A 23223-nucleotide genomic window follows, 5' to 3' on the forward strand; every position below is an offset into this window, starting at 1 on the left:
CGCACGGCCCCTCCCGTTACTCTGGTCACCGGGTTGACCAGAGAGGTGAGGGCATGTCCGCGATCCGGCTGCTGGTCCTCGGCGCCGTGCGCCAGCACGGCCGGGCCCACGGCTACCAGGTCCGCAACGACCTGGAGTACTGGGGCGCCCACGAGTGGTCCAACGCCAAGCCCGGCTCCGTCTACCACGCGCTCAAGCAGCTCGCGAAGCAGGGCATGCTCCTCGCCCACGAGGTGGCCCCGAGCACGGCGGGCGGCCCGCCGCGCATCGAGTACGAGATCACCGAGCGCGGCACCGGGGAGTACCTCGCCCTGCTGCGCACCTCGCTGACCTCGTACGACCAGCGCATGGACGTCCTCTCGGCGGGCATCGGCTTCATCGTCGACCTGGAGCGCACCGAGGCGGTCGCGCTGCTCCGTGAGCGGCTGGAGAACCTCGCCACCTGGCGCACCGCCGTCACCGAGCACTACCTCCCGGAGGGCGGGCCCGAGGCGCTGGGCCACATCGGCGAGGTCATGAACTACTGGGTGCACTCGGCGGACGCCGGCGCGGAGTGGACGCGCGGCCTGATCGCCCGCATCGAGGGCGGGGCGTACGTCTTCGCCGGCGAGGGGGAGCCCTTCGTCGGCGTACTCGCCGAGGGCGAGGAGAACCCGTACGCGACGGGCATCCCCGATCCGGGCGACGCGGACTGACGGCCGACCCGACTAATCAAGTTTGACCAATGCCGGATCGTGGCTTACCTTCGACGTGCTAGTCAAGTTTGACTACTGGGGGTGTGGCCGTGCGGGACGCGATCATGGTCGAGGGAATGCGCAAACGGTACGGGGGGAGGTGCGCTGGACGGGCTGGACCTGACGGTCGCCCGCTCCACCGTGCATGCCGTGCTCGGACCCAACGGGGCCGGCAAGTCCACGGCGGTCCGCGCCCTGGCGACCCTGCTGCGGTACGACGAGGGCCGGGCCGAGGTCGCCGGGTACGACGTGCGGCTCCGGCCGCGCGAGGTCCGCCGCCGCATCGGGCTGCTCGGGCAGTACGCGGCGCTGGACGAGGAGCTGGACGGCCGGCAGAACCTGGAGATGTTCGGCAGGCTGCACCACCTGGGCGCCCGCCGGGCCGGGGCGCGGGCCGGTGAACTGCTCGACCGCTTCGGCCTAGCGGACACCGGCCGCAAGGCCGTCCGCCACTACAGCGGAGGCATGCGCCGCCGCCTGGACCTGGCGGCCTCGCTGATCACCGGCCCCGAGGTGCTGTTCCTGGACGAGCCGACGACCGGCCTCGACCCGCGCGGCCGGGCCGAGGTGTGGGCGGCGGTGCGCTCCCTGGTCGGCGACGGCACGAGCGTGCTGCTCACCACGCAGTACCTGGAGGAGGCGGACCAGCTGGCGGACCGGATCTCCCTGATGGACGGCGGCCGGGTGGTCGCCGAGGGCACGGCCGACGAGCTGAAGACCCGCGTCGGCGGCGACCGCATCGACGTCGTCGTGCGCGACGCCTCCCAGCTGGCGCGCGCCGCCGCGCTGCTCGACGGCGGCGTGGTCACCGACCCGGAGCGCCGGATCGTCGGCGCCCCGGCCCCGGACCGGATGGCGGCGCTCGCCGCGGCGGTGCGGGCGCTGACGGACGCGGGCATCGAGGCGGAGGACATCGCGGTGCGCCGCCCGACCCTGGACGAGGTCTTCCTGACCCTGACGGGCGGCCGGAACGAGACGGAGGTGGCCGCATGAGCGCGGTGACGTGGGCGGTGTCCGATTCCTGGACGATGATCCGGCGCGAACTGGCCCGCTGGGCCCGGCAGCCGGGCCAGGTGGCGGTGGGCCTGGCCTTCCCGGTGATGCTGCTGCTGATGTTCACCTATCTGGTCGGCGGCGGGCGCGGCGTCGAGGGGGACACGGCGGAGTATTTGGTGCCCGGCATGCTGGCGCTGACCATGGGCTTCGGTCTGGAGTCGACGGTGCTGGCGGTCACCCGCGACCTGGAGAAGGGGGTCGTGGACCGGTTCCGCTCGATGCCGATGGCCTCCGGGGCGGTGCTGGTCGGCCGGGCCGCCGCGGACATGCTCCAGTCGGCGGCCGCGCTGGTGGTGCTCACGGGAGTGGGCCTGGCGGTCGGCTGGCGCTGGCACCACGGGCCGGGCGCCGCGCTCGGCGCGATGGGGCTGCTCCTGCTGCTGCGGTTCGCGATGCTGTGGCTCGGCATCCTGCTCGCGCTGGTGGCCGGGCGCCCGGAGCGCGCGCAGGCCGTGCAGATCCTGGTCTGGCCGGTGGGCTTCCTGTCCACGGTGTTCGCCACGCCGGAGACGATGCCCGGATGGCTGGGCGCCGCCGTCGAGTGGAACCCGCTCTCGGCCACCGCGACGGCGGTGCGCGAACTGTGCGGCAACCCGGGCGCGGACGGCGGCTCCTGGGCGGCCGGCCACGCCCAGCTCCTCGCGGTGCTCGGCCCGCTGGTGCTGCTCGCGGTGTTCTTCCCGCTCGCGGTGCGGCGGTTCGCGCGGCTCGGCCGCTGAACCCTCAGTGGTGGAAGGACGTGGCGGCGTTCTGGTCGCGGGTCAGCGGGTGCGGCTGGGCGCGCAGTTCGGGCATCAGCAGCCGCAGGTCCTCGATGAGGAGTTCCGCCAGGTCGGAGGAGAAGCCGTTGCGGCACACGACGCGGAGCACCGACAGATCCTCCCGGTCGGCCGGGAAGGTGTACGCGGGCACCAGCCAGCCCCGCTCGCGCAGCCGCCGTGACACGTCGAAGACGTCGTAGGACTTCACCTCCGGCTTCGTCGTCAGCGCGAAGACGGGGAGCTGGTCGCCCCGGGTGAGCAGCCGGAAGTCGCCCAGCTCCTCGATCTTCGCGGCCAGGCCCGTCGCCACGTCCCGCGCCGCCTGCTGCACGGCCCGGTAGCCGTCCCGGCCCAGCCGCAGGAACGTGTAGTACTGCGCGACGACCTGGGCGCCGGGCCGGGAGAAGTTCAGCGCGAAGGTCGGCATGTCGCCGCCCAGGTAGTTCACCCGGAAGACCAGCTCCTCGGGCAGCTCGGCGGACGACCGCCACAGCGCCCAGCCGACGCCCGGATAGACCAGCCCGTACTTGTGGCCGGAGGTGTTGATGGAGGAGACGCGGGGAAGCCGGAAGTCCCACACCAGCTCCTCGTCGAGGAACGGCGCGACCATGGCCCCGGACGCCCCGTCCACATGGACCGGGATGTCGAGGCCGGTGCGCTCCTGGAGTCCGTCCAGGGCCGCGCACAGCTCCTCGATCGGCTCGTAGCTGCCGTCGAAGGTGGAGCCGAGGACGCCCACGACCCCGATGGTGTTCTCGTCGCAGAGGTCGACGGCGGCCTGCGGGTCGAGGTGGAAGCGGTCGCCCTCCATGGGGACCAGGCGCGGCTCGACCTCCCAGAACGTGCAGAACTTCTCCCAGCACACCTGCACGTTCACCCCCATCACGAGGTTGGGGCGGGCGGTCGCCGGGTAGCGGTCGGCGTTCTTCGCCGCCCAGCGGCGTTTGAGCGCCATCGCGGCGAGCATGCACGCCTCGCTGGACCCGGTCGTCGAACAGCCCACGGCCGCCGAGGGGTCGGGGGCGTGCCAGAGGTCGGCGAGCATCGACACACAGCGCCGCTCCAGCTCGGCGGTGCGCGGGTACTCGTCCTTGTCGATCATGTTCTTGTCGCGGCACTCGCCCATCAGCACCGCGGCCTGCGGCTCCATCCAGGTGGTGACGAAGGTGGCGAGGTTGAGCCGCGAGTTGCCGTCGAGCATCAGCTCGTCGTGGACGAGCCCGTACGCGGTGTGGGGCGGCAGCGGCCCGTCCGGCATCCGGTGCCGGGGCGGCGCCGACTCCATGCCGGCGACCGGGTCGGCCTCCCCGTAGAACGGGTTGAGCGCGAGCCTGCGCTGCGCGGCCGACGGTTCGCCCTCGTGCGCGGAGCCACGGTGGAGCGGCATCACGGACCTGCCCTTCTCGGCTCGCGCCCGCGAGACCGGACGAATCCGACGATACGGGCGGCCCGTACGGGTGCCACCCGATGCTGGTCCGTCCGGTGGGCGGGCCTCCGGCGCGGCCCGCGCCGCGCCCCGGCCCCCGTTCAGCGCATCGGCGTGCCGTCCTCGCGCAGCTGCATCAGCGGGCGGCCGGTGACCAGCAGCCAGCCGGGCAGCAGGGCGACGCACAGCACCGGGAGCAGGGCGGTGTCCCCGGCCAGCACCGCCGCCGTGAACAGGCTGAGCCAGCCCTGCCGGGTGACGGCCAGCAGGACGCCCAGCACCGCACACGTCACCGCGAGCGCCACCGGCACCCCGTCCACCAGCGCGTGGGCGCACAGCCCGAGCGCCACGCCCGAGAACACCGCGGGGAAGATCCGGCCGCCCCGGAAGCCGCAGGTCGCGGCGATCACCAGGGCCGCCGTCTTCACCACCGCCATCGCCCCGAACCCGGCGGCCGACCAGCCGTCCGGATCGGCGGCGATCGTCTTCACCTCGTCCAGCCCCTTGAAGAGGGTGAGGTGTCCGCCCAGCGCCCCGAGCAGCCCGAGCGCCAGGCCGCCCAGGGTCAGGGCGAGCACCGGATGCCGCAGGGCCCGGAAGAACCGGTGCACCAGCGGGAACGCGTACACCGCCGCGAGGCCGAGGACCGCTCCGGCGGACGCGATCACGGCGGCGGAAAGCAGATCGCCCCAGCCGGTGTGCGCGTACGCGGGCAGCGACAGGTCGAAGCTGGGGTGTTCGGCCAGCGCCATGGTCAGCGATCCGGCGGCCCCGGCCGCCAGTGGCCCGAACAGCTTGTCCCAGAGCGCGCCGGGCCCCGGTGCGGAGGCCAGTGCCTCGGTGAGGATGAGGGCGGCGGCCACCGGGGTGCCGAAGAGGGCGCCGACCGTGCCGGCGGCGGCGAGCCCGAGCCACAGCTGTCCGGGCGCGCCGGGGGCGATCCGGCGTCCGGCCCAGGCGGCCAGGGCGATGTTGGCGGCGGTGATCGGGTTCTCCGGGCCCAGGCTGACGCCGCCCGCCAGGGCCAGGACGGTGGCCACGAGCAGGCCGGGCACCACGTACGGGGGCAGCGGCGGGTCGACGAGGCCCATGGTCGCCGGGTCCGGCCCGGCCCGGCCCGGCACCGTACTGACCACCAGGCCGGTCACCAGGCCGGTGACGGTGAGCATGACGATCATCCAGAGCGAGGAGTACCGGCCGACCGACAGCGCGTCGGGCAGCGTCTTCCAGAGGACGTCCTGCAACTCCTCCGCGAGGAGGCTGACCCCGAGCAGCACCAGGGCCGAGGCCACCCCGACGGCCAGGGCGGGCACGATGAGCGCGAGCAGCCGACGGGCGGGAACCGGCTCGGCGACGGCGGAATCGGTCGTCATCGCCACACCATAGCGATCCAAAGGGCGTGAAAAGGGACAAAGGGTACGCGTCCGCACCGGGGCGGACTTGCACCTCACGTCACGTCAGGACCCAGGCTCGCAGGCGTACCCACACAGGAAGGAGCGGGGAACCATGGAGCACTCCGTGGGACAGGTCGCCGGCTTCGCCGGGGTCACGGTGCGCACCCTGCACCACTACGACTCCCTCGGCCTCCTCTCGCCGAGCGGCCGCAGCCACGCGGGCCACCGGCGCTACGACGACGCCGATCTGGACCGGTTGCAGCAGATCCTGTTCTACCGGGAGCTCGGATTCCCGCTCGACGACATCGCGGCCCTGCTCGACGACCCGGACGCGGACCCGCAGGAGCACCTGCGCCGGCAGCACACCCTGCTGTCCCACCGGATCGCCGAACTCCAGCGGATGGCCGCCGCCGTAGAGACAGCCATGGAGGCACGCAGAATGGGCATCGACCTCACACCCGAGGAGAAGTTCGAGGTCTTCGGCGACAAGGACCCCGAACAGTACGCGGAGGAAGCCGAACGGCGCTGGGGCTCCACCGACGCCTACGCCGAGTCGCGGCGCCGGACCGCCCGCCTCACCAAGGAGGACTGGCTGCGGATCAAGGCCGAGAACGCCGACTGGGGCGAGCGCTACACGGCCCTGATGGACGCGGGCGAGCCGGCCGACGGCGAGCGCGCCATGGACCTCGCGGAGGAGCACCGGCTCCAGATCTGCTCCCGGTTCTACGAGTGCGGCTACGACATCCACCGGGGCCTCGGCGAGATGTACGTCTCCGACCCGCGCTTCACCGCGTTCTACGACGCCGTGCGGCCGGGGCTCGCCGCGCATCTGCGCGACGCGATCGAGGCGAACGCCCGCCGCCGGGCGTAAACGGTCAAGAGGGCGGGTGGAACCCGTGGCCGACCCGAGGCGTTGATAGCTTGGGGCGGCCACGCAGCCGTTTGTCGACACCTCATCCTGGAGCCCGGACCCTTGAATACGCTTGCGCTCGGACCGAGCTGGCTGGACCCGGACTATCTCATCGGGGAATTCGGCCTGATCGGCGTGCTGGTCATCGTCTTCGCCGAGTCCGGGCTGTTGATCGGGTTCTTCCTGCCCGGTGACTCCCTGCTCTTCACCACCGGCCTGCTGGTGACCACGGGCAAGCTGCACACCCCGCTCTGGCTGGTCTGCGTCCTGGTCGCCCTGGCGGCGATCATCGGCGACCAGGTGGGGTACCTCTTCGGCCGCAAGGTCGGCCCCGCGCTCTTCAGCCGGCCCGACTCCCGCCTCTTCAAGCAGGAGAACGTCGAGAAGGCCCACGAGTTCTTCGAGAAGCACGGCCCGAAGTCGCTGATCCTGGCCCGCTTCGTGCCGATCGTGCGCACCTTCACCCCGATCATCGCCGGGGTCAGCCGGATGAACTACCGCTCGTTCATCATCTTCAACATCATCGGCGGCGTTCTCTGGGGTGTCGGCGTGACCCTGCTGGGCGCCGCCCTCGGCAACGTGAAGTTCGTGCACGAGAACATCGAGGCGATGCTCGTCCTCATCGTGCTGATCTCGGTCGTCCCGATCATCATCGAGTTCCTGCGCGCCCGCAGCAAGGGCAAGAAGGAAGGGACCGCCGCGAACGGCGAGGTCCCCCCGCAGGAGCCGGCCGCCGGCCCCGGCCGCCGCGGCGGGCGCCACGCCAAGCGCTGAGCGCCGGCCCGTCCGTCAGAAGCCGCGCGTCCGCTTGGCCGCGCGGCGGTTCGCCCCGCCGACCGCCCCCGGCACCCGCATGAACAGCCGGGAGATCTCGCTCCCCAGATTCACCCCGATGGCGATCGCCAGCGCCGTCGCCACCGCCGTGGACAGCGACGCCAGCCCCCGGTCCAGCTCGTTCTGCGCCACACCCAGCAGCCCGAAGTACGTCGCCGAACCGGGCAGCAGCGGCCCGATCGCCGCCGTGATGTACGGCAGCGACGAGGTGTAGCGATACCGCGAGAACAACTGCCCGAACAGGCCGACGAGCCCGGCCGCCGCAGCCGTCGCGGCCACCGCCGACAGCCCGCCCGTACGGGCCATCGCCCCGAAGACCACCCAGGCCACGCCCCCGTTCAGCGTCACCGCCAGGACCGTCGCCCGCTCCTGCTGGAGCAGGATCGCGAAGGACAGGGTCAGCACCATCGAGGCCAGGATCTGGATCACCGGCCGGTCGTGCGAGATCAGCCGCGCCTCCGGATTCAGCTCCGCGCCCAGCTGAAGGCCCCCGTACAGCGCCAGCAGCACCCCGGTGACGATCGCGATGAAGAAGTACATCACCTCCAGGAGCCGCGCCGAGGCCGTGATGTAGTACCCGGTCAGCCCGTCCTGCACCCCCGCCACCAGCGCCCGCCCCGGCAGCAGCGCGAACAGCCCACCGGTGATCACCGCCGAGGGCCGCACGTCCGACCAGTGCGTCAGCGTCAGCGCCACACCCATCGCGGCCGGCGGCATCGCCGCCACCACGAACTGGTAGAACTCCGGAAGGCCGCGCCCCGCGCACACCCAGGCCAGCCGGTCACCCAGCATCGCCCCGACCATCGCCACCAGGAACACCAGCGCGCCACCGCCGACCAGCACCGACGCCGCACCCGCCAGCGTGCCCGCCGCCAGCGTCAGCACCCAGCCGGGATACGGATGCCGGTTGCGCCGGATCTCCGCCAGCCGCCGGTACGCCTCCTCCAGCGACACCTCGCCCTCGACCGTCGTGATGTCGTCGATCAGCCGGAAGACCGCGGCCAGCCGGGTGTAGTCCGTGCCCCGGCGGCGTACCGTACGGCTCGCCGTCACCGGGTCGTCCACCAGCGACGGCTGGTGCGAGATCGACAGCAGGGTGAACGTCACGGTCGGCTCGCAGCGGTCGAGACCGTAGCTGCGCGTCACCGCGAACATCGCCGCCTCGACGTCCTCCGCGCCCTCGCCGCCCGCCAGCAGCAACTCCCCGATGCGCAGGGTCAGGTCGAGCACCCTCGGCACCGCGGGCGCCGCCTCGTCGTGCCGCTGGACCGGCTCCGGCGCCGGGCGCTCGGCCACCGGCAACCGCAGCATCGTGCGCATCCGGTCCTGCCAGGGCGCCTCCTCGGTCAGCTTGACCATCGGGATGCCGTGCGCCGGAGTGAAGGCCGGCGGCGAGTCCCGGAAGCTGTACGTGCTCGGCGGGGCGAACGCCGAACCGATCGTGTCGGACCCGGAAGCGGAACCCGTACCGGAACCGGAACCCGCCGCCGGGGGCTCGGGCGTCACCCCTGCCGGAAGGGCGAATTCCGACGTCGGGCTGTCCTCCTCGGGCGGCGCCGCGGGCGGCTCGGTCCCGGCCGGCCGCGAGAAGGCACTGTGCGCCTCGTCGGACTGGGGCTTCTCGTCCTCGGACCCGCCCGCTTCCGCCACCACTCGACCTCGCTCCTCCTCGGCTTCGCGTCCTCGGCCGCACTCCTGCCCAGTATGGCCACGCCCAAGGGAGGCCACGCGAAACGGGCGGCACACCAGAGGTGTACCGCCCGTTTCACCAACCGCTTACCGGAAGCGGAACGTCAGTGCGCGCCGCCCTGCGCCTCCAGGCGCTTGCGCGAGGCGTCGATCTCGGCCTCGGCCTCGGCGCGGCCGACCCAGTCGGCGCCCTCGACGGACTTGCCAGGCTCCAGGTCCTTGTAGACCTCGAAGAAGTGCTGGATCTCCAGACGGTCGAACTCCGACACGTGCTGGATGTCCTGCAGGTGCTCCACCCGCGGGTCCGACGCCGGGACGCACAGCAGCTTGTCGTCGCCGCCGGCCTCGTCGGTCATCCGGAACATGCCGATCGCGCGGCACTTGATGAGGCAGCCGGGGAACGTCGGCTCCTCCAGGATGACCAGCGCGTCCAGCGGGTCGCCGTCCTCGCCGAGGGTGTTCTCGACGAAGCCGTAGTCCGCCGGGTAGCTGGTCGAGGTGAAGAGCCGACGGTCCAGACGAATCCGGCCGGTCTCGTGATCCACCTCGTACTTGTTGCGCGAACCCTTCGGGATCTCGATAACGACGTCGAACTCCACGGGTGGCTCCTCCATGATCAACACATACGACTGGTGGTTAAGTGTCCCTCACGCAGATGTGTGCTCGCGAAAGGGGCTGGTCAACGGTGGCCGAGCCGGTGGAAAGACCGTCGACCGAACCGTCCGGCGGGCCGGGCGGAAGTCTCGCGGCCCGCTCGGGCGTACGCGGCCCCGTGAACAACTGGCAGTTCACAGCCGTCTCCGCCGTCGCCGGACTGGCCCTCGCGGCCGGCGCCGTCCTCGCCGCCGGCCCCTGGGACTCGGGTCAGCGTAAGGCCGAGCGGGACCGGGCGACCGCCGCCGCCCGCACAGGTGGCGTACATCACGCCGCAGACCCCGAGGGCCCCGCCCCCGCCCCCAGCGCCCCCGCCGTCCTCGACGCCCTCGGCACCGGGGGAACCGTCAGCCGGGACGCCCCGGCCGGCGCCACCCGCGACCTGCGCGCCGTCCTGGACCCGCTGATGGGGAACGACGCGCTCGGCACCCGGCGCGCCGCCGTCGTCATCGACACCGCCACCGGCAAACGCCTCTACGGCAAGGGCGCCGACGCCCCCATGACCCCCGCCTCCACCGTCAAGATCGCCACCACCGTCGCCGCCCTCGACGCCCTCGGCCCCGCCCACCGCATCCCCACCACCGTCCGCGCCTCCGCCGACCTGCGCACCGTCACCCTCGTCGGCGGCGGCGACCCCACCCTCCGCAAGGCCGACCTGCGCGCCCTGGCCACCGAGACCGCCCGCGCCCTCAAGGCCGGCAAGACGCGCTCCGTGCACCTGCGCTACGACACCTCCCGCTACACCGGCCCCTCCCACCACCCGATCGGCCCCAACGAGAACATCGCGCCCATGAGCGCCCTCATGGTCGACGAGGGCCGCCGTGACGACTCCACCAAGGGCCCCGCCCCGCGCACCGAGGACCCGGCGGGCGACGCCGCCCGCGCCTTCGCCGGACTCCTGGACGACGCCGGGATCGACACGAAGGGCGCCCCCGCGCACGGCCGCCCCGCCAAGGGTTCCCACACCGTCGCCACCCACCTCTCCGCCCCGCTCTCCGGCCTCGTCGAACGCGCCCTGACCAACAGCGACAACGACATCGCCGAGGCCCTCGCCCGGCAGACCGCCATCGCCGCCGGGCAGCGCGCAGACTTCGCCGGCGGCCGCCGGGCCGTCACCGCCCGCCTCAAGAAGCTCGGCCTCCCCCTCAAGGGCGTGAACATCGCCGACGGCAGCGGACTCGACCGCCGGGACAAGGTCACCGCCGCCCTCCTGGCCGGACTCCTCGCCCGCGCCGCCGACCCCGGCCACCCCGAACTCCGCCCCGTCCTCACCGGCCTGCCCGTCGCCGGATTCACCGGCACCCTCAGCCGCCGCTACACCACCGAGGACGGCGGCACCGGCTTCATCCGCGCCAAGACCGGCACCCTCACCGGCGTCAACAGCCTCGCCGGAACCGTCGTGGACACCCGCGGCCGGCTCCTCGCCTTCGCCTTCCTCGCCTCCGGCACCACCGCCCCCGCCGAAGCCCAGAAAGCCCTCGACGAACTCGCCACCGCGCTCGGCGCCGGCCGGAGATGAGCCCGCCAACACCTCACCGCGACAAGGGCCGAGCACGTACGGTTGACGCATGACGAGCATCGGTGGTGCAGGGATGGTCGACTGGAACCTCGCAGTCGCGACGGCGACCCGCCTCGTGCGGCCGGGTCCCGAGATCAGCCGCGAGGAGGCCCGCGAAGTCGTCGCGGAACTGCGCGGGCACGCGAAGGCGGCGGAGGAGCACGTCCGCGCCTTCACCCGGATGATCCCCGAAGGGACCGAACCCGAGGACACCCCGGTCCTCGTCGTGGACCGCGCCGGCTGGATCAAGGCCAACGTCGCCGGCTTCCGCGAACTGCTGCGCCCCCTCCTGGACAAGATGGAGGAACGGCGCGGCGGCGGCGCGGGCGGCGCCGTGTTCGGCGCGGTCGGCTCCAAGGTCACCGGCGTCGAGGTCGGGATGCTGCTGTCCTTCCTCGCCTCCCGCGTCCTCGGCCAGTACGAGACCTTCGCCCCCGCCACCCGCGACCTGCCCGCCTCCGCCGACGGCGGCGGCCGGCTCCTGCTGGTCGCCCCCAACATCGTCCACGTCGAGCGCGAGCTGGACGCCGACCCGCACGACTTCCGGCTCTGGGTCGCCCTCCACGAGGAGACCCACCGCACCCAGTTCACCGCCGTGCCCTGGCTCCGCGACCACCTCCAGGGCGAGATCCAGTCGTTCCTGGACGAGACCGACGTGGACCCGATGACCTTCCTGGAGCGGCTGCGCGAGGCCGTCCAGGCCCTCGTCGGCGGCCGGCCGGACGGCGAGGCCGACGAGGACGGCGGCCGCAGCCTGGTCGAACTCGTCCAGACCCCCGCCCAGCGCGAGATCCTCGGCCGCCTCACCGCCGTCATGTCCCTCCTGGAAGGACACGCCGACTACGTGATGGACGGCGTCGGCCCCGACGTGGTGTCCTCCGTCGCCGAGATCCGCGAGAAGTTCCAGCAGCGCCGCGCCCGCGGCGCGGGCCGCCTCGACCAGGCCCTGCGCAAGCTCCTCGGCCTCGACGCCAAACTGCGCCAGTACCGCGACGGCGAGCGCTTCGTGCGCGCCGTGGTCGACCGCGTCGGCATGGACGGCTTCAACCGCGTCTGGACCTCGCCCAACACGCTCCCCACCAAGGCCGAGATCGCCCGGCCCGAGGACTGGATCGCGAGGGTGCACCGTAAGGCAGAGTCGTGAGCACGCCCCCGGCTCCGAAGGCAACGCGCCGGTAATCACCCATCCGAGGGACCGTAGGGGCATGGGAAGGCGTGCAATGCTCGATGAACGGCATTGCTCTGTCACCATCGACGCACTCTGAGTGACGGCACTCCTTCCCGTCCCGGCACTCCGAGACTCCCCCTGAAGACCTTCACGAAGGGCACCGGACATGGGTCCCCATCCTGCGGTCGCGGCGATACGCCTGGCGGTCCGCCGCGTACTCCACGACGTCATCGACGCCTACGCCGAACAGACCGGACGCGCCGGGCACGCCGCCCCGCACCCCGAGCTCGCCCGGGCCGGGGCGGGCAGCCGCCGCGGCACACTCCCCGGCCGCCCCGATACGGACACCCCCCTCGTCCTCGTGGCGTGCTCCGGCGGCGCCGACTCCATGGCGCTCGCCTCCGCCCTCGCCTTCGAGGCCCGCAAACTCCCCGTCCGGGCCGGCGGCATCACCGTCGACCACGGCCTCCAGGACGGCTCCGACACCCGCGCCACCGAGGTCGCCGCCCGGCTCTGCGCCATGGACCTCGGCCCCGTCGAGGCCGTCGCCGTCCGCGTCGGCCGCGAGGGCGGCCCCGAGGCCGCCGCCCGCGACGCCCGCTACGCCGCCCTCGACGCCGCCGCCGAACGCCACGGCGCCGCCGCGGTCCTCCTCGGCCACACCCGCGACGACCAGGCGGAGACCGTCCTGCTGGGCCTCGCCCGCGGCTCCGGCATCCGCTCCCTGTCCGGCATGGCCGCCGCGTCCGGCCCGGCCGGCCGCTACCGCCGCCCCTTCCTCCAGCTCGACCGGCAGACCGCCCGCACCGCCTGCCTCGCCCAGTCCCTGCCCGTCTGGGACGACCCGCACAACATCGACCCCGCCTACACCCGCTCCCGGCTGCGCCACGAGGGCCTGCCCGCCCTGGAGAAGGCCCTCGGCAAGGGTGTCGTCGAGGCCCTCGCCCGTACGGCCCAGCTCTCCCGCGACGACGCCGACGCCCTCGACACCTGGGCCGCCGAGGCCGACCGCGACGTACGCGACGAGGCGGGCCGGCTGGAGTGCGCCAAGCTGTACGTGCTGCCGCCCGCCGTACGCCGCCGGGTGCTGCGCCGCGCCGTCATAGACGCGGGCGCCCCGGCCGGCTCCCTCTTCGCCCGGCACATCGAGGAAGTGGACCGCCTCGTCACCGGCTGGCGCGGCCAGCAGGCCATCAACCTCCCCGGCCGCGTCGAAGCCCTGCGCCAGGGTGGCAGACTGGTCATCCGGCAGAGCTGACGCACGAGCGGCTGACATGCAGGGCGAGCGGCCCCGCAGGCGTCCGGGACTCCATCCCGGACCCGGCAGGCACAGAAAGAGACGCGGGTGAACGAGAAGGACATGGGCACCGACCTCCAGTCGGTGCTTCTCACCAAGGAAGAGATCGACGCGAAACTCGTCGAGCTGGCCGCGAAGATCGACGCGGAGTACGCCGGCAAGGACCTGCTCCTCGTCGGGGTCCTCAAGGGCGCGGTCATGGTCATGGCGGACCTCGCGCGCGCGGTGTCCACCCCCGTCACCATGGACTGGATGGCCGTCTCCTCGTACGGCGCGGGCACCCAGTCCTCCGGCATCGTCCGCATCCTCAAGGACCTGGACACCGACATCAAGGGCAAGCACGTCCTGATCGTCGAGGACATCATCGACTCCGGCCTGACGCTGTCCTGGCTGAAGTCGAACCTCGGCTCGCGCGAGCCGGCCTCGCTGGAGATCTGCACCCTGCTGCGCAAGCCGGACGCCGCCAAGGTCGCGCTCGACTGCAAGTGGGTCGGCTTCGACATCCCCAACGAATTCGTCGTCGGCTACGGCCTCGACTACGCGGAGAAGTACCGCAACCTGCCCTTCGTCGGCACCCTCGCCCCGCACGTATACGGAGGCTGAGGGCACGAGGACCCGCGACAGGGGATACCGGGAACCCTGGCGGGTCCTCCGCCGTTGAGCCTCAGAAGGCGGGATTGCCGTACGTCCGAGGCGGACGCCGGTGACCATGCTGGGGTACCGTCCGAAGAACAGTCTTTACTCACAGCAGCATTTACCTACGGGCAGGAGGGACGGGGCGAATCTCGCTCCGTATGGATGGACGTGAAGCGATACTTCCGTGGGCCGGTCATGTGGATCGTGCTGGCCGTCCTCGCCGTGGTCGTGTTGATGAATGTCGTCGGCTCGGGCGGCGGCTACAAGACGGTGGACACCGGCCAGGTGATCCAGGCGATCAGCAAGAACCAGGTGAACCAGGCCAAACTCACCACCGGTGACGACCAGATCATCAAGATTGAGCTGAAGGACGGCCAGGAACTGGCCGACGAATCCGGCAGCAAGTTCCAGGCGAGCTATATCGGCAACCAGGGCGTCGAGCTCGCCGACATGCTGCAGAAGAAGTTCGAGAGCGGCGACATCAAGGACGGCTACACCGTCTCGCCCTCGAAGCAGTCCCCGTTCGTCTCGATCCTCTTCTCCCTGCTGCCGTTCGTCCTCATCGTCGTCGTCTTCCTGTTCCTGATGAATCAGATGCAGGGCGGCGGCTCCAAGGTCATGCAGTTCGGCAAGTCCAAGGCCAAGCTGATCACCAAGGACACCCCCAAGACGACCTTCGCCGACGTGGCGGGTTCGGACGAGGCGGTCGAGGAGCTCCAGGAGATCAAGGAATTCCTCCAGGAGCCGGCGAAGTTCCAGGCCGTCGGGGCCAAGATCCCCAAGGGCGTCCTGCTGTACGGGCCTCCCGGTACGGGCAAGACCCTGCTCGCGCGCGCCGTCGCGGGCGAGGCGGGCGTCCCGTTCTACTCGATCTCCGGTTCCGACTTCGTCGAGATGTTCGTCGGTGTCGGTGCCTCCCGGGTCCGCGACCTCTTCGAGCAGGCCAAGGCGAACGCCCCGGCCATCGTCTTCGTCGACGAGATCGACGCCGTCGGCCGCCACCGCGGCGCCGGCATGGGCGGCGGTCACGACGAGCGCGAGCAGACGCTGAACCAGCTCCTCGTGGAGATGGACGGCTTCGACGTGAAGGGCGGCGTCATCCTGATCGCCGCCACCAACCGGCCGGACATCCTGGACCCGGCGCTGCTGCGTCCGGGCCGCTTCGACCGCCAGATCGCCGTGGACCGCCCGGACATGCAGGGCCGCCTGGAGATCCTCAAGGTCCACCAGAAGGGCAAGCCGGTCGCCCCGGACGTCGACCTCGGCGCCGTCGCCCGCCGCACGCCCGGCTTCACCGGTGCCGACCTGTCGAACGTGCTGAACGAGGCCGCGCTCCTGACGGCGCGCAGCAACCAGAAGCTCATCGACAACGCCATGCTGGACGAGGCCATCGACCGCGTCGTGGCCGGCCCGCAGAAGCGGACCCGGATCATGTCCGAGAAGGAGAAGAAGATCACCGCGTACCACGAGGGCGGACACGCCCTGGTCGCGGCGGCCTCTCCGCAGTCGGACCCGGTCCACAAGATCACGATCCTCTCCCGCGGCCGCGCCCTCGGTTACACGATGGTGCTCCCGGAGGAGGACAAGTACTCCACGACGCGCAACGAGATGCTCGACCAGCTCGCGTACATGCTGGGCGGGCGCGCGGCCGAGGAGCTGGTCTTCCACGACCCGACCACCGGCGCCGCCAACGACATCGAGAAGGCCACGGCCACGGCCCGCGCGATGGTCACGCAGTACGGCATGACGGAGCGGCTCGGCGCGATCAAGTTCGGCGGCGACAACACCGAACCGTTCGTGGGCCGCGAGATGGGCCACCAGCGCGACTACTCGGAAGAGGTCGCCGCGCTGGTCGACGAAGAGGTCAAGAAGCTCATCGAGACCGCCCACAACGACGCGTGGGAGATCCTCGTCGAGAACCGCGACGTGCTGGACACCCTGGTCCTGCGCCTCCTGGAGAAGGAGACGCTGGGCAAGGAGGAGATCGCCGAGATCTTCGCCCCGATCGTCAAGCGCCCGGCCCGCCCCGCGTGGACCGGCTCCGCCCGGCGCACCCCGTCCACCCGCCCGCCGGTCCTCTCCCCGAAGGAGCTGGCCCTCACCAACGGGGCGAGCACGGCCGGCGGCGCGGTCGCGGACAGCGTCTCCACCACCAAGGAGACGCTGCCCGAGGAGCGCCCCGAGAGCTAGTCACACCCCCGGTGTGGCCCCTGTCACGGGGTTCGCACCGGGCCCGGAATGGATGCCGCGCCCCCCAGGTTCTAGCCTGTTGGGGGCGCGGCATTTTCCGTACACCTGCGCGGATGCCCCCGCGGCGACGGCTCAAGGAACGAGGCACACATGACCGACCCGGTGACGCTGGACCCCCGGCCCGAGATCGGCGAGTTCGACGAGAAGCGTGCCGAGGCCGCAGTCCGAGAGCTGCTGATCGCCGTGGGCGAGGACCCGGACCGCGAGGGCCTGCGCGAGACCCCCGGCCGGGTGGCGCGGGCGTACAAGGAGATCCTGGCCGGCTTGCGGCAGGAGCCCGAGGACGTTCTGACGACGACGTTCGACCTGGGGCATGACGAGATGGTCCTGGTGAAGGACATCGAGATCGTCAGTCTCTGCGAGCACCATCTGCTTCCCTTCCACGGAGTGGCGCACGTCGGATACATCCCGGCGGAGAGCGGCAAGATCACCGGTCTGTCGAAGCTGGCCCGACTGGTCGAGGTCTTTGCCCGGCGGCCGCAGGTCCAGGAGCGGCTGACCACACAGGTCGCGGACTCGCTGATGCGCATCCTGGACGCGCGGGGCGCGATCGTGGTCGTCGAAGCCGAGCACATGTGCATGTCGGTCCGGGGCATCCGCAAACCGGGCGCCAAGACGACGACGTCGGCAGTGCGCGGACAACTGCGCGACGCGACCACACGGGCCGAGGCGATGAGCCTGATACTGGCTTGACAGTCGGATTGTCGGTGCCGGGACGTAACCTCCCGATTCATGCGAGCGCGTGTGAATCGGGAGGGGCGCTGTGGGGGGATTGCCCAGTCGGCAAACGGTGAACGCGGTGGGAGGGCGGCAGCGAGCCGCAAACGTCCGCGTGGGCTCGGAGCTGTGGACGCTGGACGGAGACCGGACCGCCCGGACAACCGTGGTGACTGTGAGCGCTGCCAGGAGCCGTGAGGCCGTGGACGTGGTCACCAGCCATGCGACGTTCACCGTGGCTCCGGAGCAGTTGCTGGGGACGCCGGACGGCTGGGTGCACGCTCGCGATGCCGCAGGCACGGTGTTGGCCTGGGCGCAGGCCAGGAAGCTGTGCCGGAAGAGGCTGACGATCCGACCCGGCTACGAGTTCGGCTATTTCGTGGGTGCGACGTGTGCGGATGGCACCGTGGGCGCCAACTACGTCTCGCTCGTCGTGAACGACAAGGCGTTTGCCACGAAGTACGCCCGATGCCTGCGCAGTGCCACGGGGCTGTCCGCCCGTTTGGAGGCCGTGACCAGGCCCTCCGGCTATCTGGGGCGGGACGTACCGGGATTCCGGGTGCGCGTGGTCTCCTCGTACCTGGCCGACGCCATGCGCCAGTACACCGGCGGCGACGCGCACCACATGCGGCAGCGGTTCCCGCGTGTGGTCCTGCGGGACAGGGACGTGTTCGACGGATTTCTCGACGGGTACGCGGACGGGGACGGCTGCCGGAGCAGGACATGGGACGGCAGAGTGCTGGTCAGCGCGAATGTCGGGTTTCTGGCCGAGCTGGCACAGGTGATCGGGGCGCGGTTCACTCCCCGGCCGCGCGGGATCGCCTCTCATCTGGTCGTCGTCGACAACTGGGCCGCTCGTGGGACGTTCAAGGCAGAGCGGCACCCTGTCCAGCTCAAGGAGTCCGCCTGGGTCGAGGTCACCGCAGTTCGCGAGAGCACGGCGGTGGCCAAGCCGTTCACCTTCTACACCTGCCGGCTTGACCCGTACCCGACGTTCCTCGTCAACGGGCACCTGGCCCGGCAGCCCTGGTAGGGCCAGGTCAGCCGGTCTCAGGCAGCCGCCGCGTTCGGTCTGTCGTCGTCGCGGTCGTCGGGGAGCTTGCAGATGTGTTCCAGGAAGAGGGCCGCGGCGATGACGGCGAAGCCGGCCAGGACCGCGAAGCCGGCGTAGATGGCCTGGTCGCGCCGGGGCGGGATGTCCAGGGAGCCGAGCAGGAAGACGGCGGTGCCGCCGTACATGCCGGCGACCAGGGCCACGACGAGGGCGCTCGCCTGGGCGAAGACCAGGGCGCGGGCGGCCATCAGGGGCTCGACGCCCTTCGCGCCGGGGCGGCGTTCGCGCTGGGCGCGGAGCCGGGCGCGGATGGACAGGGCCGTGGCCAGCAGGACGACCGCGATCACCGCGAGCACGATGGGCGCGGCCAGCGGGACGCTGGGCAGGGTGCCGAAGGAGTCCCAGAGGCGGGCGCCGCCCCAGGAGAGGACCCCGGCGGCGGCGAAGAGGCCGGCCAGGACTCCGAGCCGTAGTTGCTTCACCGGGTGAGCCGCCCTTCGCCGCCTGTGGTCCGTCGTGCTGTGGTCCGTCGTGCTGTGTGCTGAGAGCCTAACGACTACTCGGGCAGCCGCAGTTCCAGGTCGGTCCGGGGAAGCACCCCGTCGCGCCCCACACCGCTCAGCAGCTCGGCGACCGGTCCGGCGCCGGGGAGCTGGGCCTCGGGGTCCACGTCGTGCCAGGGGGCGAGGACGAAGGCGCGCTCACGGGCGCGGGGGTGGGGGAGGGTCAGCACGGGGTCGTCCGAGACGACGTCGGCGTAGGAGACGATGTCCACGTCGATCGTGCGGGGCCCCCAGCGCTCCTCGCGGACCCGCTCGAAGGCTTCCTCGACGGCCTGGCCGCGCTCAAGGAGGGAGGCCGGGGGCAGCGTCGTCTTCACGACGATCACCGCGTTGAAGTACGACGGCTGGGAGCCGGGCGCGACGCCCCACGGCTCCGTCTCGTACACCGGGGAGACCGCCTTGACCCGGAGGCCGGGCGTGTCCTCCAGCGCGTCGATGGCGCCCTGGAGGTTCTCCAGGCGGTTGCCCAGATTGGCGCCGAGCGAGAGCACGGCGAGTTTGGGGTTGGAGAGGGTGCTGTCCGCCGCGTCCACCTGCTCGACCACGGAGGCGGGCACCGGCTGTACGGTCGGGTCGCTCTGCCCTTCGGTGGAAAATGCAGTCATGCTCGGCTCCGGGTGATGGTGATGGTGACGTCGTCGAACGGGACGGTGATGGGCGCGTCCGGCTTGTGCACCACGACCTCCACCTCCTCGACGCCGCCGTGCTTGAGGCACTGCTGGGCGATGCGCTCCGCGAGCGTCTCGATCAGATCGACCGGCTCGCCCCGGACCACCGCGACGACCTCCTCCGCGACCACGCCGTAGTGCACGGTCTTCGTCAGGTCGTCGGCGGCCGCCGCGGGGCGGGTGTCGAGGCCGAGCACCAGGTCGACGATGAACGTCTGGCCCTCCTCCCGCTCACGGGGGAAGACGCCGTGGTGCCCGCGGGCCTTGAGGCCGCGCAGCGCGACACGATCCACGCGAATCACTCCTGCTGTCGTTGGTCGTAGGGCACGGGGCCGTGTGCGGTCGGCCGGGTACCCGATTTCGAATCTACCCGCGCGCACCGACACCCTTTTCCCGCGGGGGAGGGCGTTCGGGCACGGAACAGATAGCCGCTGATACCCCGATGCGGCCGGTTCCAATCCGGCCGGACCCGCATTCGAGCCCCCTTTGTGCCCCGCCGGGGGCACCGGCCGGCTCAGGAAGGGGTCGCTTCGTCCTCTTCCTCGCCGGTTTCGGCCAGTACGGGCGAACCGTGGTGCGACCAGAGCTTCCAGCCGTCCGAAGTGCGCCGGAACACATTCGTCGCGACGACGAGCTGGCCGACGAGCGGCCCGAGCGAGGCGCCCTCCTCGGCGGGGCCGCCGCTGAGGATGTTCTCCGTACAGGTCACGAGTGCGGTGTCGCCGGTCATGGAGACGCCGACGTCCGTCAGGAAGAACTGGATGTACTCGGTGTTCGCCATGATCAGCGCGTAGCTGCGCAGCACCTCGCGCCGCCCGCTGAGCACCGGCCAGCCGGGGTGGACGCAGGAGACCGTCAGGTCCTCGCCCGGCAGCCAGGCGGCCGTCAGGGCGTCGAGGTCGCCGCGCTCCAGCGCCTCGTAGTACGCCGTGTTGGCCCGCTCGACGGCCGCGATGTCGGCGGCGGCCTCCGCGTGGTCGTCCCGCGGCGCGGTCACGCGGCTCCCTCGATCGCGCGGGCGACCCGCACGGCGTCGGCGGTGGCCCGGACCTCGTGCACGCGTACCGCCCAGGCACCGGCCCGCGCGGCGAGGGCGGAGACGGCGGCGGTGGCCGCGTCGCGCTCGCGGGCGGGCGGCGGTGCGGCGCCCTCCTCCCCGGCCAGCACCCGGCCCAGGAACCGCTTGCGGGAGGCGGCCACCAGCAGCGGCCGGCCCAGCTCGTGCAGCGCGTCCAGCCGGGCGAGGAGCGCGAGGTCGTGCGGGGCGTCCTTGGCGAAGCCGAGTCCGGGGTCGATCACCAGGCGCTCCGGGGCGACGCCGCCCGCGACCACCGTGTCCATCCGGGCGCGCAGCTCGGCGACGACCTCGGCGACCACGTCCCCGTACACCGCGCGGCTGTTCATCGACTCGCTGAAGCCGCGCCAGTGCATCACGACGAACGGCGCCCCGGCGGCGGCGACCACGCGGACCATGTCCGGGTCGGCCTGGCCGCCGCTGACGTCGTTGACGAGGACGGCGCCGGCCGCGAGCGCCTGTTCGGCGACGCGGGCGCGCATGGTGTCCACGGAGACCGTGACGCCCTCGGCGACCAGGCCGCGGACGACCGGGATCACCCGGCGCAGCTCCTCGGACTCGTCCACCCGGGTGGCGCCGGGGCGGGTCGACTCTCCGCCGACGTCGACGAGGTCGGCGCCCTCGCCGACCAGGTCGAGGCCGTGCTTGACGGCCGTCGTGGTGTCGAACCAGCGGCCTCCGTCGGAGAAGGAGTCGGGGGTCACGTTGACGACCCCCATGACCGCGCAGCGGTCCCACTCCGGCAGCCCCTGGACCGTTCCACGCAACGTACTCATATGACCAGCGTAGGCCCGTACGGGGGACATCTACGCCGTGCGGGCGCCCTGGCCGCCCGCCGGAGGGGGGACGTGGGCGCACGGGCGGCGGGGCGCGACGGGGAGGCGGCGGGCCAGCGGGCGGGGGAGCGCGAGGTTCACGAAGCCCTCGGCCTGCATCGCGGCGAAGGAGATGCGGGGCAGGTCGCGGGCGGCGCGGTACACCACGAAACGGGGCTCCCAGCGTGGCCGGAACTTTGCGTTGAACTTGTACAGCGACTCGATCTGGAACCAGCGCGAGAGGAAGATCAGCAGCCCGCGCCAGACCCGCAGGACGGGCCCCGCGCCCAGTTTCTCGCCGCGCGCCAGGGCCGAGCGGAACATCGCGAAGTTCAGCGAGACGCGCTCGATGCCGAGCCGGGGCGCGGCCTGGAGCGCGGCGACGATCAGCAGCTCGTTCATGCCCGGGTCGGCGGCCCGGTCGCGGCGCATGAGGTCGAGGGACATGCCGTCGGTGCCCCACGGCACGAAGTGGAGGACGGCCTTCAGGTCGCCGTACGGGGAGTCGGCGCTGTCCTCGTCGGTCTTGTGGGCGGTGGCGAGGAAACAGTCCCGGTCGGCCGTGTCACCGATCCGGCCGAGCGCCATGGAGAAGCCGCGTTCGGTGTCGGTGCCGCGCCAGTCGGCGGCGGCGCGGCGGATGCGGGCGAGTTCGGCGTCGCCGATGTCGGCCACGCGCCGGACGCGGGTCTCGTAGCCGCCCCGCTCAATGCGCTTCACCATCTGGCGTACGTTGCGCATCGCGCGTCCGGCGAGGGAGAAATCCGCGACGTCCACCACCGCCTCGTCGCCCAGCTCCAGGGCGGTGAGCCCGGTCTCGCGGGTCCAGACCTCGCCGCCGGTCTCGCCGCAGCCCATGACGGCGGGGGTCCAGGAGTGGGCCCGTGCCTCGTCCATGAAGCGTTCGATGGCGCCGGGCCACGCCTCCACGTCCCCGATGGGGTCGCCGCTGGCCAGCATCACGCCGGAGACGACGCGGTAGCAGACGGCGGCCTTGCCGCTGGGGGAGAAGACGACGGCCTTGTCGCGGCGGAGCGCGAAGTGGCCGAGCGAGTCCCGCCCGCCGTGCCGCTCCAGGAGGCCGCGCAGCCGGGTCTCGTCGTCCTCGGTGAGCCGGGCGGCCGGGTGCTCGGGGCGCAGGGCCAGGTAGATGGTGGTGACGGCGGTGAGCAGGCCGAGGGCGCCGAGCGAGTAGGCGACGGTCCAGGAGGTGTCCCCGGCGTAGTCGACGGGCCCCTCGAAGCCGAACAGGCCGTACAGCACGTGCTGGAGCCGGTCGGCGATGCTGGGGCTGCCGACCAGGCGGTTGGGGTGGGCGCTGACGACGACCAGGCCGAGGCCGAGCGATCCGGCGCCGAGCAGCACGAAGTTGGCCAGCGCCCGCCACCGGCTGCGCGGGTCGGGCAGGGCGGCGAACTCGCTCCGGTGGCGCAGCAGCGGGTAGCACAGCGCCAGTGAGAGGACGGTGCCGATGACCGAGTGCCGGTAGGCGAACTGGGCGAGTGCCCCGGCGGGGAGGAGGACGACGGCGGCCCGCCAGGCACGTCGCTTGCGCCGCTTGAGGCCGTGGGCCAGCAGGAGCAGCAGGACGCCGGTGCTCAGCGAGAGCGCGGCGGCGAAGGGGCCGAGGGCGCCGGGGAGCACTTCGGCCAGACTGTGCATGCGGCTGTGCCGGAAGCGCGGGAAGACCCCGGCGGCGACGTCGATCAGTCCGACGACGGTGCAGGCCGTGCCGACGAGCGCCGGTACGGCCTCCGGCCGTGGAGCGCGCACGAACGTACGTGTGCGAACCGGAACCGATCCTGATTTATCCCCATCTAGCGTGACAGACATCGCTTCCCGTGGCTCCGCGAGAGGTTCCTGCGTCCGGCGGCCAAAGCGCTGCGGACGGTGTGCGCCCTCTAGGACGAGGCTTCCGGGGCGCGGGTTCACCCGCTTCCCGGAAATTTACTGACAGAAAGTTC

At 72.0% G+C, this 23223-nt stretch carries 21 protein-coding genes and 1 pseudogene; 12 read left to right on the forward strand and 10 right to left on the reverse strand.

Annotated elements, in window-relative coordinates; genetic code table 11:
- The first annotated feature begins 53 nt into the window (after positions 1 to 53).
- The 3 genes and pseudogenes from OG710_RS15315 to OG710_RS15325 all read left to right on the forward strand — a co-directional run bounded on the left by OG710_RS15315 (position 54) and on the right by OG710_RS15325 (position 2509).
- Positions 54 to 695 (forward strand): PadR family transcriptional regulator, encoded by a 642-nt coding sequence (locus tag OG710_RS15315; protein ID WP_330239828.1) that lies wholly within the window; start codon positions 54 to 56, stop codon positions 693 to 695.
- An 89-nt stretch (positions 696 to 784) separates the two neighbouring features.
- A pseudogene (locus OG710_RS15320) lies at positions 785 to 1727 on the forward strand (ATP-binding cassette domain-containing protein).
- A complete protein-coding gene (locus OG710_RS15325) occupies positions 1724 to 2509 on the forward strand; it encodes an ABC transporter permease (RefSeq protein WP_330239829.1) in 786 nt (261 codons plus the stop codon). Before OG710_RS15320 ends, OG710_RS15325 begins: the two are co-directional and overlap by 4 nt.
- Before the next feature lie 4 nt (positions 2510 to 2513).
- Here OG710_RS15325 and OG710_RS15330 read toward each other — a convergent pair whose 3' ends face one another.
- Together OG710_RS15330 and OG710_RS15335 are read right to left on the reverse strand one after the other, a co-directional pair.
- A complete protein-coding gene (locus OG710_RS15330; RefSeq protein ID WP_330239830.1) occupies positions 2514 to 3938 on the reverse strand; it encodes a glutamate decarboxylase in 1425 nt (474 codons plus the stop codon).
- A 140-nt stretch (positions 3939 to 4078) separates the two neighbouring features.
- The gene (locus tag OG710_RS15335; protein WP_330239831.1) at positions 4079 to 5350 is read right to left on the reverse strand and encodes an ion channel protein; all 1272 of its coding nucleotides are present in this window, start codon (positions 5348 to 5350) and stop codon (positions 4079 to 4081) included.
- Between the two features lie 133 nt (positions 5351 to 5483).
- On the opposite strand from OG710_RS15335, the gene OG710_RS15340 reads away from it, so the two are divergent.
- Positions 5484 to 6242 (forward strand): MerR family transcriptional regulator, encoded by a 759-nt coding sequence (locus OG710_RS15340; protein ID WP_330239832.1) that lies wholly within the window; start codon positions 5484 to 5486, stop codon positions 6240 to 6242.
- A 102-nt stretch (positions 6243 to 6344) separates the two neighbouring features.
- Positions 6345 to 7055 carry a DedA family protein gene (locus OG710_RS15345; RefSeq protein ID WP_330239833.1) on the forward strand — a complete coding sequence of 237 codons (711 nt, stop codon included), beginning with the start codon at positions 6345 to 6347 and terminating at the stop codon, positions 7053 to 7055.
- A 15-nt stretch (positions 7056 to 7070) separates the two neighbouring features.
- On the opposite strand, the gene OG710_RS15350 is transcribed toward OG710_RS15345, so the two are convergent.
- Together OG710_RS15350 and OG710_RS15355 are read right to left on the reverse strand one after the other, a co-directional pair.
- Positions 7071 to 8768, reverse strand: a complete 1698-nt coding sequence (locus OG710_RS15350) for a threonine/serine ThrE exporter family protein (protein WP_111330088.1) — start codon at positions 8766 to 8768, stop codon at positions 7071 to 7073.
- 140 nt (positions 8769 to 8908) lie between these two features.
- Complete coding sequence (locus OG710_RS15355; protein ID WP_111330089.1) at positions 8909 to 9403, reverse strand: inorganic diphosphatase; 495 nt, start codon at positions 9401 to 9403, stop codon at positions 8909 to 8911.
- A gap of 86 nt (positions 9404 to 9489) precedes the next feature.
- On the opposite strand from OG710_RS15355, the gene dacB reads away from it, so the two are divergent.
- The 7 genes from dacB (at position 9490) to OG710_RS15390 (ending at position 18117) form a co-directional block, all read left to right on the forward strand.
- Positions 9490 to 10977 carry a D-alanyl-D-alanine carboxypeptidase/D-alanyl-D-alanine endopeptidase gene (dacB, locus tag OG710_RS15360; RefSeq protein WP_330239834.1) on the forward strand — a complete coding sequence of 496 codons (1488 nt, stop codon included), beginning with the start codon at positions 9490 to 9492 and terminating at the stop codon, positions 10975 to 10977.
- A 49-nt stretch (positions 10978 to 11026) separates the two neighbouring features.
- On the forward strand, positions 11027 to 12160 hold the full coding sequence (locus tag OG710_RS15365; protein WP_330239835.1) for a zinc-dependent metalloprotease: 1134 nt from the start codon (positions 11027 to 11029) through the stop codon (positions 12158 to 12160).
- 190 nt (positions 12161 to 12350) lie between these two features.
- Entirely contained in the window at positions 12351 to 13442 is a 1092-nt protein-coding gene (tilS, locus tag OG710_RS15370; protein ID WP_330239836.1) for a tRNA lysidine(34) synthetase TilS, read from the forward strand.
- Between the two features lie 102 nt (positions 13443 to 13544).
- Positions 13545 to 14084 carry a hypoxanthine phosphoribosyltransferase gene (hpt, locus tag OG710_RS15375; RefSeq protein ID WP_111335378.1) on the forward strand — a complete coding sequence of 180 codons (540 nt, stop codon included), beginning with the start codon at positions 13545 to 13547 and terminating at the stop codon, positions 14082 to 14084.
- Positions 14085 to 14279: 195 nt separating this feature from the next.
- Positions 14280 to 16307, forward strand: a complete 2028-nt coding sequence (gene ftsH, locus OG710_RS15380; RefSeq protein WP_330239837.1) for an ATP-dependent zinc metalloprotease FtsH — start codon at positions 14280 to 14282, stop codon at positions 16305 to 16307.
- A gap of 150 nt (positions 16308 to 16457) precedes the next feature.
- Positions 16458 to 17060 (forward strand): GTP cyclohydrolase I FolE, encoded by a 603-nt coding sequence (folE, locus tag OG710_RS15385; RefSeq protein WP_330239838.1) that lies wholly within the window; start codon positions 16458 to 16460, stop codon positions 17058 to 17060.
- A gap of 199 nt (positions 17061 to 17259) precedes the next feature.
- The gene (locus tag OG710_RS15390; protein ID WP_330239839.1) at positions 17260 to 18117 is read left to right on the forward strand and encodes a hypothetical protein; all 858 of its coding nucleotides are present in this window, start codon (positions 17260 to 17262) and stop codon (positions 18115 to 18117) included.
- A gap of 17 nt (positions 18118 to 18134) precedes the next feature.
- Here OG710_RS15390 and OG710_RS15395 read toward each other — a convergent pair whose 3' ends face one another.
- The 6 genes from OG710_RS15395 to OG710_RS15420 form a co-directional block, all read right to left on the reverse strand.
- On the reverse strand, positions 18135 to 18620 hold the full coding sequence (locus OG710_RS15395; RefSeq protein WP_330239840.1) for a DUF3180 domain-containing protein: 486 nt from the start codon (positions 18618 to 18620) through the stop codon (positions 18135 to 18137).
- Positions 18621 to 18694: 74 nt separating this feature from the next.
- Positions 18695 to 19306: a 2-amino-4-hydroxy-6-hydroxymethyldihydropteridine diphosphokinase gene (folK, locus tag OG710_RS15400; protein WP_111330097.1), complete on the reverse strand. Its 612-nt coding sequence runs from the start codon at positions 19304 to 19306 to the stop codon at positions 18695 to 18697.
- Entirely contained in the window at positions 19303 to 19662 is a 360-nt protein-coding gene (gene folB / locus OG710_RS15405; RefSeq protein ID WP_330239841.1) for a dihydroneopterin aldolase, read from the reverse strand. Before folB ends, folK begins: the two co-directional genes overlap by 4 nt.
- A 221-nt stretch (positions 19663 to 19883) precedes the next feature.
- Positions 19884 to 20366, reverse strand: a complete 483-nt coding sequence (locus tag OG710_RS15410) for a nuclear transport factor 2 family protein (RefSeq protein WP_330239842.1) — start codon at positions 20364 to 20366, stop codon at positions 19884 to 19886.
- Positions 20363 to 21220 carry a dihydropteroate synthase gene (gene folP, locus OG710_RS15415; protein ID WP_330239843.1) on the reverse strand — a complete coding sequence of 286 codons (858 nt, stop codon included), beginning with the start codon at positions 21218 to 21220 and terminating at the stop codon, positions 20363 to 20365. Before folP ends, OG710_RS15410 begins: the two co-directional genes overlap by 4 nt.
- Before the next feature lie 30 nt (positions 21221 to 21250).
- Positions 21251 to 23092 (reverse strand): phosphatidylglycerol lysyltransferase domain-containing protein, encoded by a 1842-nt coding sequence (locus tag OG710_RS15420; protein WP_330239844.1) that lies wholly within the window; start codon positions 23090 to 23092, stop codon positions 21251 to 21253.
- Positions 23093 to 23223 lie beyond the last annotated feature (131 nt).

This window comes from Streptomyces sp. NBC_00525 (assembly GCF_036346595.1).
Classification (GTDB): domain Bacteria; phylum Actinomycetota; class Actinomycetes; order Streptomycetales; family Streptomycetaceae; genus Streptomyces.

Bases quoted from the DNA above. Each gene is read 5' to 3' on its own strand.
- OG710_RS15340 (WP_330239832.1), top strand. From the start codon at position 5,484: ATGGAGCACTCCGTGGGACAGGTCGCCGGCTTCGCCGGGGTCACGGTG.
- OG710_RS15330 (WP_330239830.1), bottom strand. From the start codon at position 3,938: ATGCCGCTCCACCGTGGCTCCGCGCACGAGGGCGAACCGTCGGCCGCG.
- OG710_RS15335 (WP_330239831.1), bottom strand. From the start codon at position 5,350: ATGACGACCGATTCCGCCGTCGCCGAGCCGGTTCCCGCCCGTCGGCTG.
- tilS (WP_330239836.1), top strand. From the start codon at position 12,351: ATGGGTCCCCATCCTGCGGTCGCGGCGATACGCCTGGCGGTCCGCCGC.
- folK (WP_111330097.1), bottom strand. From the start codon at position 19,306: ATGACTGCATTTTCCACCGAAGGGCAGAGCGACCCGACCGTACAGCCG.
- OG710_RS15420 (WP_330239844.1), bottom strand. From the start codon at position 23,092: ATGTCTGTCACGCTAGATGGGGATAAATCAGGATCGGTTCCGGTTCGC.
- OG710_RS15315 (WP_330239828.1), top strand. From the start codon at position 54: ATGTCCGCGATCCGGCTGCTGGTCCTCGGCGCCGTGCGCCAGCACGGC.
- OG710_RS15365 (WP_330239835.1), top strand. From the start codon at position 11,027: ATGACGAGCATCGGTGGTGCAGGGATGGTCGACTGGAACCTCGCAGTC.
- folP (WP_330239843.1), bottom strand. From the start codon at position 21,220: ATGAGTACGTTGCGTGGAACGGTCCAGGGGCTGCCGGAGTGGGACCGC.
- OG710_RS15325 (WP_330239829.1), top strand. From the start codon at position 1,724: ATGAGCGCGGTGACGTGGGCGGTGTCCGATTCCTGGACGATGATCCGG.
- ftsH (WP_330239837.1), top strand. From the start codon at position 14,280: ATGGACGTGAAGCGATACTTCCGTGGGCCGGTCATGTGGATCGTGCTG.
- hpt (WP_111335378.1), top strand. From the start codon at position 13,545: ATGGGCACCGACCTCCAGTCGGTGCTTCTCACCAAGGAAGAGATCGAC.
- folE (WP_330239838.1), top strand. From the start codon at position 16,458: ATGACCGACCCGGTGACGCTGGACCCCCGGCCCGAGATCGGCGAGTTC.